Origin of the sequence: Vreelandella venusta, from assembly GCF_007989605.1 — a bacterium.
Lineage (GTDB): Bacteria > Pseudomonadota > Gammaproteobacteria > Pseudomonadales > Halomonadaceae > Vreelandella > Vreelandella venusta.
The window spans coordinates 1-16,509 of record NZ_BJUL01000006.1 but is presented as its reverse complement, the minus strand read 5'-3'; the positions used below and the strand labels follow the sequence as shown (position 1 = coordinate 16,509).

The following is a 16,509-nucleotide window of genomic DNA, read 5'->3' as shown; positions in this document are numbered from 1 at the left end:
TAGAAAGCCTGCGGTACGCAGGCTTTCCGACTAATTAATCGTCTGAGCTTAGTGTTGCCTGGTATGCATCTGCGTCTAACAACCCTTCAAAGGCCGTGTCTGTCAGGCGCACTTTCATGATCCAACCACCTTCATAAGGCGCTTCATTGACTGTCTCAGGCGAATCTTCCAGTGCTTCATTCACTTCGATAACTTCACCGTTAACCGGTGAGTAAAGGTCAGAAGCCGCCTTAACAGACTCGATAACGCCAAACTCTTGGCCTTTGCTGAGTGCCTGACCAACTTCTGGCAGCTCAACGAAAACAACGTCACCCAACGCTTCTTGGGCATGATCAGTAATGCCGATCGTGACGGTACCGTCTTGGTGGTCAAGTACCCATTCGTGGCTTTCGGCATAACGAAGATTGGCAGGAAGATTGCTCATGATGATTCCCTTTATGAAACAGTTGTCTGGACAGGAGCATACTAACGCCTGTCGTTCGCCTTGGCGACTATTGGCCAGTTCTATGTCAGGCGATCTGCGCCCTATGTTAACGTGTTTCCAATCGGAAACAAATTTCTTCAGCGCCCCATGATGGCAAAAAAAGCGCGGCGAGTTTCCTGATATTTTATATCTGCTAGTTTTTTTGAAAACAGATGCATTCTCTACTGAGTTGCGACATGACAATGGATGCGCACTAGGAAAATGGTGTAAAACATGCAAATTATGCGTTTTTTCAAAGCGTGAGACGCGCTATGGTGGAAACGTTTGATAACCTCAGCAGCAAAAACAAGGCAGCTTGACTGCCCGGTACCCATAATAAACGAGCTAACGAACAGGGTAAGGAGAAACACGTGGAAATATTAACTAACCTCCTAGGGGCAATTAACGGTGTCGTTTGGGGCCCGATAATGTTGGTCCTACTGCTAGGCGTAGGGATTTACTTACAGATTGGCTTGAAACTAATGCCGGTTAGAAAGCTCGGTGTGGGTTTCAAGCTTATGTGGAAGGGCCGCGACTCTAAGCCTAGTAAAGCAGATGCTGGCCAGACATCTGCTGACAAAGATGGTGAAATTTCACCTTTTGATGCACTGATGACGGCGCTATCTGCGACGATTGGCACGGGTAATATCGCGGGCGTGGCAACGGCTATTGCGCTGGGTGGCCCAGGCGCGGTGTTCTGGATGTGGATCACTGCATTAGTGGGGATGGCCACTAAATTTTCCGAAGCGGTTCTTGCTGTACGCTATCGTGAGACCGATAGCACTGGCTACCACGTGGGTGGCCCGATGTTCTATATAAAGAATGGTCTCGGTAAGAAATGGCTCTGGCTGGGTGGGCTGTTCTCTTTCTTTGGTGCGGTAGCGGCTTTCGGAATCGGTAATACCGTACAGTCAAACTCTGTAGCGGATGCTATGGAATCTACCTTTGGTGTTCCGCATTGGCTAACTGGCGTAGTGATCATGGTGCTGGCGGGGGCTGTTATCCTTGGCGGCATTAAGCGCATTGCAAAAGTAGCCGGTAAACTAGTGCCCATCATGGGGATTGCTTATGTGATTGCTGGTTTGCTGGTATTGATCGTCAATGCAAGCCAAATTGGTGAAGCATTTGGTTTGATTTTCTATTATGCCTTTAATCCGATGGCAGCAGCGGGTGGCTTTGCTGGTGCAGCGGTAATGGCGGCTATCCGGTTTGGTGTGGCGCGCGGTATTTTCTCGAACGAAGCAGGTTTAGGTAGTGCGCCTATTGCACACGCAGCCGCGCAAACCAAAAACCCAGTTCGCCAAGGTCTCATCGCCATGCTGGGTACCTTTATTGATACCATCATCGTTTGTACCATTACGGCACTGGTTATTTTGACCTCTACGGTATGGACTGAAGGTGAGGCGGGCGCATCGCTAACGGCGCTTTCGTTCGACGCCGCCTTGCCCGGTTTTGGTAATCAGATTGTTGCGGTTGCCCTGGCTGTGTTTGCCTTTACTACGATTCTTGGCTGGTCGTTCTACGGCGAGAAGTGCTGTCAGTTCCTGTTCGGTACACGTTCAATTATGCTGTATCGCGTGCTGTTCGTTCTGGCAATTCCGTTGGGCGCTGTCGCACAACTTGGCTTTATTTGGCTGATGGCGGATACCTTTAACGCTATGATGGCCATTCCGAACTTGATCGCGCTGGCGCTACTTTCGCCAGTGGTATTCAAGCTTACCCGTGATTACTTTGCAGGCAAAGACGTGCTGCCTGGTGAAGCGTTGGATCACGATAAGTAACCCCTATTCAACGTAATACGGGCCGATAAGATGTAATAGAGCCGGGAAGCCAGTCATGGCTTCCCGTTTCTCTTTCTCGACCGAGGAAATCCCATGACCGACCTTAAACAGACGCCACTCCATGAATTGCATCTTTCGCTAGGAGCCAAGATGGTTCCCTTTGCGGGTTATGACATGCCGGTGCAATACCCATTAGGTGTTAAGAAAGAGCATGAGCACACACGTCAGCAATGTGGGCTGTTTGATGTTTCTCACATGGGCCAAATAACGGTTTCTGGGGATAATGTTGCCGAGGCGCTTGAGTCACTGATCCCCGCGGACCTAGTGGGACTAAGCAAAGGTGAACAGCGCTACGGGCTATTTACCGGAACTGATGGCGGTATTATCGATGATCTCATGGCCGTCAATGCAGGCGATCATTTTTATTTGGTCGTCAATGCTGCTTGTAAAGAGCAGGATATTGCCCATCTGCGCACCAATCTTGCTGCTACTCATCACATTGAGGTACTCGACCGAGGGCTACTGGCTCTGCAAGGCCCACAAGCACGCGATGTTATGAAGCGACTGTGCCCCGAGGCGTGTGAGCTGACGTTTATGCAGCATGGCCGCTTCACAATGGCTGGGCAGGAAGTCTGGATTAGTCGAAGTGGTTATACGGGTGAAGATGGCTTTGAAATATCAGTTGCTGCTGATGCATGTCAGGCATTGGCAGAGCAACTGTTAGCTGAACCCGAAGTTGAAGCGATTGGCTTGGGAGCGCGTGACTCGCTGCGCCTAGAAGCAGGGCTGTGTTTGTACGGTCACGATATGGATATGACGACAACGCCAGTAGAAGCTGGGCTTATTTGGGCGATTGGTAAGCCTCGCCGACACGGTGGAGAGCGTCCGGCAGGTTTCCCTGGAGCGGATCTTATTCTGCACCAAGTAACCGCGAAAGATCACACGCGTAAGCGGGTAGGCTTAGTGGCAGAAGGGCGGGCACCAGTAAGGGAGGGGGCGCTCTTAGTTGATGCGCAAGGTAATGAAATCGGTGTTGTCACTTCCGGTGGCTTTGGACCAAGCGTTGGTAAGCCAATTGCCATGGGGTACGTAGGGCGTGAATGGGAAGCGCCTGAGACCACCGTTTATGCGCTGGTGAGAGGTAAACAGCTGCCGATGGTGGTGACACCTACCCCGTTTGTGAAGCCAGGCTATTATCGCGGTTAAATTACTGCGGTTAATACAGCCACCGTTCATGAAAAAAGCCCCTGATGTTAGGGGCTTTTTTAGGTCATCTTAATACTTGTCGGGGGTCGATCGGCTTACCACCTTGGCGCAGGTCGAAAAGCAGATCGTAGCGCTGCGTTGTGCTGCTTTGGCCGACGTCGCATAGCGGGTCGCCTGCGCTTACTTGCTGGCCGACACGGACTAAAATACGCTCGCACAGTGCGTAGACGGTCTGCAAGTTGTCTGCATGGTGAATAATGACAACATCACCAAGCTGGCGCATTCCATCGGCAAAACGCACTTCACCTGGCGCAACTGCTTGGGCTTTGGCTCCCGCCTGGGTGGCCAGTAGCATAGGCTGTAGCGTACCACGGCTATCGGCACCAAAGCGGCGCACAATCCGGTAGTCCTCTAAGGGCCAAGGCCAGCGACGTGCAGAGGCCGGTAGGCTTGTGCTTGGCGTCGGTGCTGCCACTGCTGGCCGACTTGTGCTGGAGCTGCGGGAAGTGCCGCTACTAAGCGGTACACTGACAATTTGGCCAACCCTGAGCGCTGTGGGCGAACTGCCTGGATTGGCGCTCTGTATACGCCCAGCTGTGGTGCCAAAATGACGCGCGATGCTTGAGTAAGTATCGCCAGGCCGGATCTGGTAGCGATAGGGTCCACCAGAGGGCGCTCGCTCTTGCTGGGTAGGTATTAATAAGCGTTGTCCAACGTTTAAGCGTTGAGCATTGACTCCTGGATTGAAGCGTTCCAAGCGCTCAAGTGGAACGTTTGCTCGGTTGGCAAGTTTTCCCAACGTATCGCCGCGCTGTACCTCTACCCATTCACCGTTTATTTGACCGGCAGTGCTGCTGGACACAGGATTATTTTGATCATTTGAGGAGGGAGAGCCTGCACATCCCGCTAACATCGTTGCTAGCGCACAGGCTGCTAGCCACCAAACTAATCGTGGTTGGTTTGCTTGGCTAGCAAGGCGTCTTTTTCCTGCCAGAGTGAATTGATCCATGCGTGGAAACGTTCCTTGTGCTGCTGTTCTTCGTGATAGTTGGCTTCGTTCATCCATTGGGGAATGGCGAGTTGCCTTGCGTTAAGTGTAATGCAAGCTTCTTTTCCACATAGAAAACCCCAGAAAGTGGGCGTTGGATTTTCATAGCTGATGGTGACATCCAAAATTCCATCCAGTTTGTCGCCAAGCAGGCTAAGTACCTGTGAGACACCGCCAGCCTTGGGTCTCAGTAAATGGCGATACGGGCTTTGTTGCTTTTCCCGTTTTGCTACGGTAAAGCGTGTTCCCTCGACAAAGTTAAATATTGCAATGGGTGCATTTCTAGCTTGTCGGCAAACGCGCTCAGTTGATTCACGGTCGATAGTCGCGAGTTTAGGGTTCTTGGCAAGTTGCTCACGACTGAAGCGTCGCATAAAAGGGAATTCTAACGCCCAAAATGCCAGTCCGACGATAGGAATCCAAATTAACTGATGTTTCAAAAAGAACCGGGGCATTGGAATGCGGCGATGCAATGCCATAAACAGAATGAAGATATCTGTCCAACTGCGGTGGTTTGAAATAACCAGCCACCATTGCTGTGGAGTGAGTGAGTCCGGAATGCTGATAGTGACATCAGGTTTGATCCACCGACGCATCCACCACAGGTTTGCGCCAATCCAATTGAGCGCCACGCTGCACAGGCCATCAAGAATTCTCTGTTTTTGACGTCGACCTGGGGTGATGACCTTTAGCAGCGTTAACAAGATGAGTGGTACGCCCCAAAACAGCGTCGTTAGCGTCAGCAGCAGTAGGCTGATGACTCCTTTGGCAGTAGACATACCACGGTTCCTTTTACGTATGATGACACTAGTGGTGCAATTCCAGCGATAGGTGGCCAATCTATAGCAACCCCGCGTAAATGCTAAAGGATCACGCCCACGCTGCCCAGTATATTACGAAACCTTAGCATGCTTAATGAGCGTGTTTGGGCGTTAGTGTTGGCGTGTTGATGCCTTCGATTAGCACTTTGCTTAGTGCTTGTGCGGCGACCGATAATTCATGATGCGTCAGTATGCCAACTCGGCAGGCAATGCCTGGTGAGGTTAAGGGAACACAGTGGGCGCCGAGTTGGTGCATTTGCTGAATACACATTGACGGTACGGCACTTACACCTAAGCCATCTGCCACCATTCTACCAACGGTTGAGAGCTGATGGCTTTCAAAAGCGACCGGTAAGTCAATACGTTGTTTGGCAAGCCCCTGCTCTAGCAATCTGCGCACCATTGATGGGCGTTGCAGAGTAATAAAATCCTGTTGCAGCAGTGTGGCCCAGCTCAGTGTGTTGGCCTGGGCCAAGCCTGATTGGGGTGGTACAACAGCGATAAATTGATCTTCAAAGAGCGGCGTAAACGTCAAACTGCCGGTTCCTTCGGGTAAAAAGGCAATGCCTATTTCCACTTGGCGAGAGCGCACCATGTCGATGACTTCTTCGTTGATAACATCATGGACAGTAATATTGATTTTTGGATATTGCCGACGGAAGGTAACCAAAGCGCTAGGCAGTAGATTACAGGCAAAAGAGGGCATGGCTGCTACGCTTAAACGGCCAAGCTGGAGAGTGAAGCGCTGGCGCAGTCGCTCCTCAGTATTATCCCACTGAGCAAGTAAATGCTTCGCCAGCGGGATAAGCGTTTCACCCTCAGGTGTGAGTCGGACGCTACGGGTACTGCGTATCAACAGTTTTCCCCCTAGTGAATCTTCAAGCCCTTTGATGGCCAAGCTGAGCGCTGGCTGAGACAAATGCAGACGCTCACAGGCTTGGGTAAAGCTCAGAGTTTGGGCTACCGCAAGAAAAGCGCGAAGTTGCTTAACGGTCATACTGGCCCTTTGATGAGTTTTTTATATAAATTGATAAGAAAAACAAACTTAACAAATATATCATCTGGTACAACACTGGCTATACAGATCCAATCGCATCATACCGACGCGTGCAACGTACCACTGATAATAATGCGAGGCATAACAATGGCAGGATTTGATAAGCGTGTATCTTCCTATGAGGAAGCGATGGAAGGTATCGAAAGTGGCATGACCGTTATTGCTGGCGGTTTTGGCCTTTGCGGCATTCCTGAAAATTTAATCGCTGAGATTAAACGTCGGGCTGTTACTGACCTCACGGTAGTGTCTAACAATTGCGGTGTTGATGGTTTCGGGCTAGGTGTGCTGCTCGAAGATCGCCAGATTAGCAAAATTCTCGCTTCTTATGTTGGCGAGAACGCAATGTTTGAACAACAAATGCTTAACAACGAAATTGAAGTTGTGCTGACACCCCAAGGCACCTTGGCCGAGAAGATGCGCGCCGGTGGCGCAGGTATTCCCGCATTTTATACGGCTACTGGTTACGGAACGCCTATTGGTGAAGGTAAAGAGGTGCGTGAATTTAATGGTCGCCACTATATTTTAGAGGAAGCTATTACCGGTGACTTTGCGATTGTTAAGGGCTGGAAAGCAGATCGCTACGGTAATGTCGTATATCGACATACGGCACAGAACTTCAATCCTATGGCAGCCACCGCAGGCAAGATAACGGTTGTAGAAGTTGAGGAAATTGTTGAACCAGGCGAGCTGGAGCCAAGCCAGATCCATACCCCCGGTATCTATGTGGATCGCATTATTCAAGGCTCATTCGAGAAGCGCATCGAAAAACGCACGGTACGTAGCTGATCGCTCTCTGGTTTAGACATTTTTACTCAATAAGAGGTATACACCATGGCTTTAACACGTGAGCAAATGGCGCAGCGCGTTGCACGCGAACTTGAAGATGGTTTTTACGTTAATTTAGGTATCGGCATACCTACGTTGGTTGCCAACTATGTGCCTGACGGTATTGATGTCATGTTGCAGTCCGAAAATGGACTGCTGGGCATGGGGCGTTTTCCCACCGAAGAAGAAGTTGATGCTGATATGATCAACGCCGGTAAGCAGACGGTCACCGCTCGCCCCGGGGCTGCTATTTTCTCTTCAGCAGAATCATTTGCCATGATTCGTGGTGGCCATGTAGACCTGACCGTGCTGGGGGCTTTTGAAGTGGACCAAGAGGGAAATATTGCGTCATGGATGGTGCCAGGTAAGCTCATCAAAGGGATGGGCGGCGCAATGGATTTGGTTGCTGGCGCAGAAAACATTATCTGTACCATGACGCACGCTTCGAAACACGGTGAGTCCAAATTGCTGGAAAAGTGCACGCTTCCTTTAACAGGGGCAGGGTGCATTAACCGCGTATTGACCGACCTCGCTTATCTGGAAATTAAAGACGGTGCTTTTATTCTCAAAGAGCGCGCACCGGGGGTCAGTGTTGAAGAAATTATAGAAAAAACAGCTGGCAAACTGATTGTGCCCGATCATGTTCCAGAAATGACGTTTGATGCTGAATAACCCTTAGTCGACTACGCGAGGCGTGAGCTAACCCGCTCACGCCATTTCGCAGCGCGTGTGGTAAGGCAGTAGGATTTCAGCAGTGCGCTCATGGCCGTCGCCGACATGTTTTTGCACGAGTGCTAGCCCCCCCAGGCAAAGGCGATGCTCATCACCTGAGTGGAAAACAGTTTTTTGTGGCATTGCAGGATAAAATCGATGCTCAAGTAGCGATGACACGGAAAATACGCCGTTTTGCTGCCCCTCGAAACTGGGCATACCGCACGCTTCAAGCTGGCTATGCAAAGTGTCTAGAGGCTCACCAATCGTTGAGCAGTCGAAACCTGCGTGATGCAGTCTAGGGCCCATGATCGATAGCCAGGCGGCGAGGGGGTGAGCCTGTTGTAGCTGTTGATAGAGTGCCCAAGAGGGCATTGGCCATGGGCGTCCTCGGCATAGCAAATTTTGCCCTTGGCAATCGGCTGGATGGCTTTGTAGTACGAGCTGCGTGAGTGCTTCGCGGGGGGCTTTTGAAAGCGTTCCCAGCTGCAACTCTGCTAATACTAGCCAACTGCTATTGTCATTAGGTGCAAGTAAATGCACTAAAAGGCCTTTATCAGCCATAGCGTAATGGCCAACTGAACGATAGCCCATATGGGCAAGGCTGGGGTTGAGCTCGCTAGCAGCAAAGGGACCATAGTTTAGTGTTACTAAGGTTAAATACTCGGCTGTCGTGCTGAGTGGCCATAATCTTAGGCCGCCAAGGTCTGGGTGCGTATGCATGTAGTCCAGCCAAAGCTGTTGAACAAACTCCTCTCGCTGCATTGGGGTACCCTCGCCGCCTAATCGAACATCACATGAGTTGTCACATGGCTGTGATACTTCATTATAGGCAAGCGAAGATTTGGTTGTTCAACGGGTGTTAACGTCAGTTTTAACGCCAGGGTTAAGAAGCCAGCAGCTGCTGTTGACGGACAAATTGGTCGAACTCAGTAAAACCACCTATGTGTTGTTGGTCAATAAACACCTGAGGAACGGTATGGATAGGCTTGCCAGCTGTTTTTGCAATATCTTCCTTGGTAACGCCTTCTGAGGGCATATCAACGTAGCGGTAGCCTTCTATCTTTCCGTTACTCTCTAAATGCTCTGCGAGAAGTTTTGCGCGTACGCAGAAAGGGCATGACATGCGGCCAAAAATTACCACAAACATCGTAGAAACTCCTTTAGGATAAAAATGGGTTGCCTATTGTGGCGTAGCGCATGCAGTTTGGCTAATAGCGCTACACTACATGCTTCATTAAGCCGTGTTATGGGTGAATGTTTAATAATTGGAAGAGCGTATGCGAACCTTAGCTGCCCAAGAATATCCGCGCTTAGCTGAATTAGCGCTGCATTATCGAGATACGCATCTGCGTTCAATGAAGCAGTCGAGTCATTATAACCCTTGCCTTGGTGTCGATGCATTGTGCTTCCAGCCCTGGGAAGAAGGGCATGCGTCGCTACTGGTAGGTGCGTTAATAACACCTTGTGCAATGTGGTTAGTGGTTGTGCCAAGTCTGGATCAGCATGATTCCTTGGGGGATGTATTACGTCTCACCCTGCCTTCTGGCCACTATTCGCTTTCATATGAACAGTTGCCCAATGGCAGCGAGCTCTATAAACGCGTCATTCTGGAGGATCTAAATGATCTAGCAAGTATGCAGGAAGCTGCGCGATTGGCCCAGCGCATGATGACGCAGCTAATGGTGTCTGATGGGCCTTCTCCAGAGGGTGGTTAGGCAGCAAAGTCTACTTCTATCTAGGCTGTCTGTTTTTACATTTTTACTCTGAATAATCTCGGCAAAAGGAACGTTTATGTCTTCTGAAAAAGCTGTTATACCCCGTGTTGCTGTGGTCACTGGTACCAGTAGCGGTATTGGTGAAGCGGTGGTGAAGCATTTCTGCAAACAAGGCTTTCAAGTGTTAGCCGTGGACTTTAACCCGGCTGGAAAAGAAGTCGCTGAGGCGGCTGGCGCCGCATTTTACCAAGGGGACTTAACCGACCCCGATGCGTGCCGCGGAGCAATTGCTGAGGCGGTTAAGCGCTTTGGTGGCGTCGATATCTTGGTTAATAATGCAGGTATTCAGCACGTCGCTTCCATTGAAACGTTCCCTGAAGAGAAGTGGCGCCAAATCATTGATTTAATGCTGACGGCTCCGTTTTTGCTTACCCAGGCAGCATGGCCGCATATGCGTAAAAAGGGCTGGGGGCGTGTGATTAATATTGCGTCTGTGCATGCGCAGGTAGCTTCACCTGGCAAAGCCGCTTATATCAGTGCCAAGCATGGCATGATTGGACTAACAAAAACCGCTGCTTTAGAAGGAGGTGAGCAGGGGATTACCGCTAATACGATCTGTCCTGCCTATGTAAAAACACCACTGGTCGATAATCAGATCGCCGACCAAGCCAAGCTTCATGGCATGGGTGAGCAAGAAGTGATTGAAAAAGTCATGCTAAAAAACGCAGCGGTTAAGCGGTTGATTGAGCCATCCGAGGTTGCTGAGTTAGTTGCTTATTTAGCTTCCGATGCGGCAGGCGCAGTAACGGGAGCTAGTTGGAACATTGATCTAGGCTGGACCGCCCAATAACAGTACGTTGATGTCCACTCTTTGCGTCGTTGTTGCGCAAAGAGTGGACGAATTACCTGCGTACCGGGCGCTTCTGTAATTTACGTTGTAATGTGCGCCGATGCATACCGAGTGCCCTAGCCGTGGCTGAAATGTTGCCATCGTGCTCTTGCAACACCTTTTGAATGTGCTCCCACGTTATACGATTGATAGAGGGAGGGTTGTCGGCTAGCTCAATATTTGGGTCGCCATCCTGATGGTCAAAAGCTGCAATAACATCGTCAGCATCTGCTGGTTTACACAGATAGTTAACGGCACCGAGTTTGATGGCTTCTACTGCTGTGGCGATGCTCGAATACCCCGTTAATACCACAATGCGGCAATTCGGTGCGCTTGCCAGCATGTCAGGCAGTAACTTAAGCCCCGAACTATGCTCAAGTTTTAGATCAAGTGTCGCCATTGTGGGCATGAACTGCGTGATCAGTGTCATTGCTTGATCAGCATCATGGGCAACTTGCACCTCAAAACCACGACGCGTAAGCGCTCTGCTTAGCACGTGACAAAACATTTCATCATCGTCGACGATTAAAAGGCGTTGGTCTTGCGTCTGCATGATGTCCTCGATTTTCTGGCGAATGCTCTGCGTCGCTGTTACTTATCAGGGGCGGAACAAAGAGGCAAAGTTACTTCCGTTAACGTGCCTCCTTCCGGATGATTGTACAGGCTTACTCCACCACCGAAACGATTAATGGTGGCATGGGTTAAAAACAGCCCGATCCCCATGCCTTTGCTTTTGGTGGAAATAAACGTGTCGCCTAGCTGATCAGCAATCGACATTGCGATGCCGGGTCCATGGTCGCGAATATCAATGACAACGCTTTCATCTTGCCAATCCAGTCGAATAGCAATTTGCTCTGGGTTAGCGTCGGCGGCGTTATTCAGCAAATTGGTTAGCGCTTGATCTAATGTGGCATCGACGGCCAACCAGGGGCGGCCGCGTCTTTCGGCAACATCAAAAAAGTGGCTAACATCTGGCCTGATAACGAGCCAGCGTTGCACAACGGCAGCTAGCCACAGTTCAGCATCTAGTATCTCGGGTTCTGCCATGCGCCGACGGTCAGCCGTTGCAACAAGGTGTTGTAAGCGCGATTTGCACACTTCTACCTGCTGACGAAGAATGGCTATATCTTGTTGTAAGACAGAGTCATGAGGCGCATCTTGGTGCATTTCATTTAGTAGCACGGCCATGGTTGAAAGCGGCGTGCCAAGCTCATGAGCCGTGCCAGCGGCTTGGGTAGCAACAGCTAACACTTGCTCGTTGCGCAGCGCCGCCTCACGCGTGCGAGAGAGTGCTTTATCGCGATTACGTAGGGCGTGAGCCATTTTGTAGATGAAGAACGTGACCAGCCCGGCTGATAAGCCGAAATTAAGCCACATACCCAATACATGAAGGCTTAGTGGGCCGTCGCTGTTGATGTGACCCAGCTGAGGTATCGGGTGATAAAAGAACATCAGGTAGGTGTAACCTGCCATTGAACAGCCGGCGATGATCCAGGCATGCCGCCAGGGAAGGGTTGCAGCGGCGATAGTGACTGGCACTAAGTAGTAAGTAATAAAGGGATTTGTTGAACCGCCTGAAAAATAAAAGAGTAGCGTTAAGCCTGCAATATCGGCCAGTAAATGGGCAAGATATTCAAAATGATTAACCGCTTTTGGTCTGCCTAAGCGCCACCATGTGACGATATTCAGTATCCCCATTGCAATTACAACGCTGACGACTGCGGTCACTGGCAAGTCGAAAGCGAGCAACTCAATGCCAACGATAATGGCCAGTAAGAAACCGGTCCAAGTAATCCCCCTGACGATCGTTAATCGAACAAGGTTACGGTTAGGCGTCGAGAGCGGAAGAGGCAGGGCGGTAGGCATAGCGGAGTTATTTGCTCGATGTTTTCACGTTGTGAATCACATATTTTATAAATAACGTCATAACGAACGTCAGCCATCCCGCTGAGGCAAGCAGGTTGAATAGCAGCATTTTAGGCGGTAGCCAGGCACTGCCCAGTACAGCCTCTAACATGATATGGAAAAACATAGCGAGCAAGAGTGGTAGCGCTAGTGTATGTATCCACATGTCAGTGCGGCGCTTACGTACGTGGTAGCGTTTCAACAAGTAGCGCATTGGACGGTGCGCCCAGCCGAATAACACGAGCGCGCCAACAACGAACAAGACAGCCAGTGTCGGTTCGGTACTCCCATAATACATCGAAAAGGATATTGACCAGGCAAGGCCAAGCCATAGTAATCCTTCAATACTAGCGATTATGTCCGCATAGCGACGCACATTCTGCATAAAAAACTGAGTCCTTGACCTTACAAAGTGCCGCCATGATACGACACTTGGGAACGGCTGTGGGATGGATAGGGGAGATTTATCCGTTACCCGTATTGGGTATACTGTCCTGACTCTTTGACTAAATTCATTTCTGCACAGGACTTGCCGTGGACGCTATTACGTTAACTCGCCCCGATGATTGGCATCTTCATTTACGTGATGATGAGGCGCTAAGCGCTGTGGTAGGTCATACCGCCGCCCAAATGGGGCGTGCGATTATAATGCCTAATTTAACGCCGCCGATCACCACGACTGCTCAAGCAATAGCGTATCGGCAGAGAATTTTAGCCGCGCTGCCCGAGGGCAGTGCGTTTGAGCCATTGATGACGCTCTATTTGACCGACACGACGCCGCCTGAAGAAATCGAGCGTGCTGCTGAAAGTGGTATCGTAAAAGCCGTGAAGCTGTATCCCGCGGGTGCAACCACTAACTCTGCATCAGGTGTCACGGACATTGCACACTGCGACGACACCATTGCGATGCTAGCCAGCGTTGGTATGCCGCTGTTAGTGCATGGTGAGGTGACCGATCATGAGATTGATATTTTTGATCGAGAGGCGGTGTTTATTGAGCGGGTGATGAAACCGCTTTTGGCTAAACACCCTAAGCTTAAGGTAGTGTTTGAGCATATTACGACCCAGCAGGCTGCTGAGTTTGTTGCAGCGGCACCTGATAACATTGCCGCTACGATTACGGCTCATCACCTGCTGTTTAACCGCAACAAAATGCTGGCGGGTGGTATTCGACCGCACTATTACTGCTTGCCGATATTGAAGCGTGAGCAGCATCGCCAAGCGTTGTTAAAAGCAGCGACCAGTGGCAGTCCTAAATTCTTTTTGGGGACCGATAGTGCGCCTCATGCCCAAGGCGATAAAGAGTCTAGCTGCGGCTGCGCAGGAGCATATACCGCGCCTGCTGCCATTGAACTCTATGCAGCAGCCTTCGAAGAAATGGATGCCTTGGACAAGCTAGAAGCGTTTGCCAGTCTAAACGGACCGCGCTTTTATGGATTGCCAGTTAATGCTGATAGCGTGACGTTGGAGCGTCGTTCATGGAACCTGCCAGCGCATTATCCCTATACAGCTGGTCAGCATATCATTCCGTTAATGGCGGGTGAGAGCCTGGCATGGAAGCTGAAAGCGTAGCGCTTGATGGCAGGCCAAAAAAACGGAGCCAACGGCTCCGTTTTGTTAACGCTTGAGGCACTTTTTCTGAGCTCTATTGCTTCATCTTACCAAGCGCGACCAGCATTTGATCTACCATCCGTGAGGAATGGTCAGCCGCGATGTCCAAAAATTGCTCGAATGACAGGTGATTGTCACCACTGCCGGGTATATCTGAAAGCGCGCGAATGACCACAAATGGGCAGTTATAGAGATGACATGCTTGTGCAATAGCGGCGCCTTCCATTTCAACGGCTAGCATGGTTGGAAACTGGGCGCGGGTAGTAGCGACACGCTCAGGGTCGGCCATAAAGGCATCCCCTGTGGCAACCAATCCCTCACGCACATTAACCTCACCTAATTCGGCAATGGCGTTACGGGCAATATCCCGAAGTTGCTTATCTGCTTGGTAGGCTGCAGGCATACCAGGGACTTGACCAATCTCATAGCCAAAGACCACGGCATCAACATCATGGTGGCGAACTTCATCTGAAATAATCACATCACCAATAGCAAGATCGCTCGCGAAGCCGCCTGCGGAGCCGGTGTTAATGATCGCATCAGGTTGGTGGCGCTCAAGTAAAATCGCGGTGCCTACCGCCGCATTGACCTTACCTATCCCTGACTGCAGCACAATAATTTCCAGGCCGTGGCGTGTGCCCGTATAAAAAACGAAGCCAGCATGCTCGTAGCGTTCAGCGTCTTCTAGCTGTTCTGCCAGTATATTCACTTCCTGCGCCATCGCGCCGATGATTCCGATTCGTTGCACTTGTGATTACTCCTTAAGAAATCGTTAACGGCAGTGGTGTTTGTATCACTACTGGTCTAGGCCTTTGTCGTGCCGTTCAGCGGCTTCTAGCGTGTTTTCAAGCAGCGTGGCAACGGTCATCGGCCCAACGCCGCCAGGCACGGGAGTAATGAAGCTGGCGCGCTCTGCCGCGGCTTTAAAGTCAACGTCACCAGTGAGCGTGCCGTCGTCTTGGCGATTAATGCCAACGTCAATCACGATAGCGCCCGGTTTGATCCATTCCCCTTTAACGATGCCAGGTTTGCCAACAGCGACAACAACCAAGTCAGCGCGGCGCACATGAGATTCAAGCTGCAAAGTGAAGCGGTGACATACCGTTGTGGTGCAGCCTGCCAGCATCAATTCCAACGCCATTGGCCGACCAACAATGTTGGACGCGCCTACAACAGTGGCATCTAATCCTCGCACGGCAATGCCGCTGTGGGCGAGCATGGTCATAATACCTTTAGGCGTGCAGGGCCTGAGCGAAGGCATACGTTGCGCCAGACGACCAATGTTGTATGGGTGAAAACCATCGACGTCCTTGTCTGGACGAATCCGCTCAAGAATAGGGCGAGAGTCTAAATGCTCTGGCAATGGCAGTTGAACAAGAATGCCGTCAACCGTTGCATCGTTATTTAACTGATCGACCAGCGCTTCCAGTTCATGCTGCTGCGTATCAGCGGGTAGCGCATGTTGAAAAGACAGAATACCTGCCTGCTCACAGGCACGGTGTTTGTTGCTGACATAAACATGGGAAGCTGGGTCTTCCCCGACCACAACAACAGCTAGTCCAGGTGCCCGATCGCCAGCTTGCTGGCGCGCGCTGATTTTCTCGGCAACTTGCTGGCGGACATTAGCGGCGATGGCCTTGCCATCGATAAGTTGGGCGGTCATGTAATAGAATCCCTGTGAAGGTTAGAAACGAAGCTGGGTGACTATGTCTAGGCCGTGGCGTTTAAAGTATGGGAAGGGCGGCGGGTGGGCATCGTACCCGAACCTGTGTACCTGAACACCGATACTTAAACCCCGCTATCTATCACTCAGCACTTGAAATTACGTGGCTGAGCGCAGGAGGTCACGGGCTTTCGATAAGGTCTGATTTTCGCATGCTAGGGCGACGAGGCAAAGCTTCTAACGAATCAATCACTTTAGGTGTTGACTTTAATCTCAGAAATAGTAATATATGCCTCGCTTGAGACGGGACATGCAGCAGCGTCTAAGGTAAGAAATCGGGATGTAGCGCAGTCTGGTAGCGCGCCTGCTTTGGGAGCAGGATGTCGGGGGTTCGAATCCCTCCATCCCGACCACATACCTAGCGCGGAAGGTGGTAACTTGCTTTTCCGAACATTGGTTGTGGTCAAGTGCTCATCAGTATTCAGTCTCTTAGAATGCTTTATGTGCGCCCATAGCTCAACCGGATAGAGCAACGGCCTTCTAAGCCGTAGGTTGCGGGTTCGAGTCCTGCTGGGCGTGCCATTAAAGCTTTTGATGGACGCATTCGGTAAGACATGTAAGTCAGTACCTCATCAATGGTGGATGTAGCTCAGTGGTAGAGCCCCGGATTGTGGCTCCGGTGGTCGTGGGTTCGATCCCCATCATCCACCCCATTTGATGACGCATATTAATTATATGCAATTCCAGTTTTAGGTTGTGGTGGATGTAGCTCAGTGGTAGAGCCCCGGATTGTGGCTCCGGTGGTCGTGGG

General features: G+C 50.7%; 18 protein-coding genes and 3 tRNA genes. 10 read left to right on the top strand and 11 right to left on the bottom strand.

The features are described from left to right. Positions 1–34: 34 nt before the first annotated feature. Positions 35–424 carry a glycine cleavage system protein GcvH gene (gene gcvH / locus HVE01_RS08080; protein WP_125748084.1) on the bottom strand — a complete coding sequence of 130 codons (390 nt, stop codon included), beginning with the start codon at positions 422–424 and terminating at the stop codon, positions 35–37. Between the two features lie 410 nt (positions 425–834). Here gcvH and HVE01_RS08075 point away from each other — a divergent pair, with 410 nt between their 5' ends. Next, positions 835–2,244, top strand: a complete 1,410-nt coding sequence (locus HVE01_RS08075; protein ID WP_125748080.1) for an alanine/glycine:cation symporter family protein — start codon at positions 835–837, stop codon at positions 2,242–2,244. A gap of 93 nt (positions 2,245–2,337) precedes the next feature. After that, a complete protein-coding gene (gene gcvT / locus HVE01_RS08070; RefSeq protein WP_125748077.1) occupies positions 2,338–3,450 on the top strand; it encodes a glycine cleavage system aminomethyltransferase GcvT in 1,113 nt (370 codons plus the stop codon). 64 nt (positions 3,451–3,514) lie between these two features. Here gcvT and HVE01_RS08065 read toward each other — a convergent pair whose 3' ends face one another. The 3 genes from HVE01_RS08065 to HVE01_RS08055 all read right to left on the bottom strand — a co-directional run bounded on the left by HVE01_RS08065 (position 3,515) and on the right by HVE01_RS08055 (position 6,316). Further along, complete coding sequence (locus HVE01_RS08065) at positions 3,515–4,363, bottom strand: LysM peptidoglycan-binding domain-containing protein (protein ID WP_186808826.1); 849 nt, start codon at positions 4,361–4,363, stop codon at positions 3,515–3,517. A 32-nt stretch (positions 4,364–4,395) separates the two neighbouring features. After that, positions 4,396–5,277, bottom strand: a complete 882-nt coding sequence (locus tag HVE01_RS08060) for an acyltransferase (protein WP_146943412.1) — start codon at positions 5,275–5,277, stop codon at positions 4,396–4,398. A 133-nt stretch (positions 5,278–5,410) separates the two neighbouring features. Next, positions 5,411–6,316, bottom strand: a complete 906-nt coding sequence (locus HVE01_RS08055; RefSeq protein WP_125748074.1) for a LysR family transcriptional regulator — start codon at positions 6,314–6,316, stop codon at positions 5,411–5,413. A 147-nt stretch (positions 6,317–6,463) separates the two neighbouring features. Here HVE01_RS08055 and HVE01_RS08050 point away from each other — a divergent pair, with 147 nt between their 5' ends. Both HVE01_RS08050 and HVE01_RS08045 read left to right on the top strand, forming a co-directional pair. Next, a complete protein-coding gene (locus tag HVE01_RS08050; protein ID WP_125748071.1) occupies positions 6,464–7,162 on the top strand; it encodes a CoA transferase subunit A in 699 nt (232 codons plus the stop codon). 45 nt (positions 7,163–7,207) lie between these two features. Continuing rightward, positions 7,208–7,873 (top strand): CoA transferase subunit B, encoded by a 666-nt coding sequence (locus HVE01_RS08045; protein ID WP_038484421.1) that lies wholly within the window; start codon positions 7,208–7,210, stop codon positions 7,871–7,873. Positions 7,874–7,909: 36 nt separating this feature from the next. On the opposite strand, the gene HVE01_RS08040 is transcribed toward HVE01_RS08045, so the two are convergent. Together HVE01_RS08040 and HVE01_RS08035 are read right to left on the bottom strand one after the other, a co-directional pair. Continuing rightward, entirely contained in the window at positions 7,910–8,677 is a 768-nt protein-coding gene (locus HVE01_RS08040; RefSeq protein ID WP_146943410.1) for a VOC family protein, read from the bottom strand. 121 nt (positions 8,678–8,798) lie between these two features. Next, positions 8,799–9,062 carry a GrxA family glutaredoxin gene (locus HVE01_RS08035; RefSeq protein WP_125748065.1) on the bottom strand — a complete coding sequence of 88 codons (264 nt, stop codon included), beginning with the start codon at positions 9,060–9,062 and terminating at the stop codon, positions 8,799–8,801. A 130-nt stretch (positions 9,063–9,192) separates the two neighbouring features. Here HVE01_RS08035 and hybE point away from each other — a divergent pair, with 130 nt between their 5' ends. Next, positions 9,193–9,630, top strand: a complete 438-nt coding sequence (gene hybE / locus HVE01_RS08030) for a [NiFe]-hydrogenase assembly chaperone HybE (RefSeq protein ID WP_125748062.1) — start codon at positions 9,193–9,195, stop codon at positions 9,628–9,630. A 76-nt stretch (positions 9,631–9,706) separates the two neighbouring features. Further along, complete coding sequence (locus HVE01_RS08025) at positions 9,707–10,480, top strand: 3-hydroxybutyrate dehydrogenase (protein ID WP_125748059.1); 774 nt, start codon at positions 9,707–9,709, stop codon at positions 10,478–10,480. 52 nt (positions 10,481–10,532) lie between these two features. Here HVE01_RS08025 and HVE01_RS08020 read toward each other — a convergent pair whose 3' ends face one another. The 3 genes from HVE01_RS08020 to HVE01_RS08010 are packed head-to-tail and all read right to left on the bottom strand — an operon-like array spanning position 10,533 to position 12,809. Then, complete coding sequence (locus tag HVE01_RS08020) at positions 10,533–11,072, bottom strand: response regulator transcription factor (RefSeq protein WP_083004453.1); 540 nt, start codon at positions 11,070–11,072, stop codon at positions 10,533–10,535. Between the two features lie 38 nt (positions 11,073–11,110). Beyond that, positions 11,111–12,385: an ATP-binding protein gene (locus HVE01_RS08015; RefSeq protein WP_125748056.1), complete on the bottom strand. Its 1,275-nt coding sequence runs from the start codon at positions 12,383–12,385 to the stop codon at positions 11,111–11,113. A 7-nt stretch (positions 12,386–12,392) separates the two neighbouring features. Next, positions 12,393–12,809, bottom strand: coding sequence for a hypothetical protein (locus tag HVE01_RS08010; RefSeq protein ID WP_125748054.1), 417 nt, complete (start codon positions 12,807–12,809; stop codon positions 12,393–12,395). Positions 12,810–12,958: 149 nt separating this feature from the next. On the opposite strand from HVE01_RS08010, the gene pyrC reads away from it, so the two are divergent. Then, positions 12,959–13,996, top strand: a complete 1,038-nt coding sequence (gene pyrC / locus HVE01_RS08005; RefSeq protein WP_146943408.1) for a dihydroorotase — start codon at positions 12,959–12,961, stop codon at positions 13,994–13,996. Between the two features lie 73 nt (positions 13,997–14,069). Here pyrC and mtnN read toward each other — a convergent pair whose 3' ends face one another. Then, positions 14,070–14,783: a 5'-methylthioadenosine/S-adenosylhomocysteine nucleosidase gene (gene mtnN / locus HVE01_RS08000; protein WP_146943405.1), complete on the bottom strand. Its 714-nt coding sequence runs from the start codon at positions 14,781–14,783 to the stop codon at positions 14,070–14,072. Between the two features lie 48 nt (positions 14,784–14,831). Continuing rightward, positions 14,832–15,698: a bifunctional methylenetetrahydrofolate dehydrogenase/methenyltetrahydrofolate cyclohydrolase FolD gene (gene folD / locus HVE01_RS07995; RefSeq protein ID WP_125748045.1), complete on the bottom strand. Its 867-nt coding sequence runs from the start codon at positions 15,696–15,698 to the stop codon at positions 14,832–14,834. Positions 15,699–16,034: 336 nt separating this feature from the next. Here folD and HVE01_RS07990 point away from each other — a divergent pair. From HVE01_RS07990 to HVE01_RS07980, 3 genes are all read left to right on the top strand, one after another. Continuing rightward, positions 16,035–16,111: transfer RNA gene (locus HVE01_RS07990), tRNA-Pro, on the top strand. A gap of 92 nt (positions 16,112–16,203) precedes the next feature. Next, positions 16,204–16,280, top strand: a tRNA-Arg gene (locus HVE01_RS07985). A gap of 56 nt (positions 16,281–16,336) precedes the next feature. After that, positions 16,337–16,411 (top strand) — tRNA-His (locus HVE01_RS07980). The last annotated feature ends 98 nt before the right edge of the window (positions 16,412–16,509 follow it).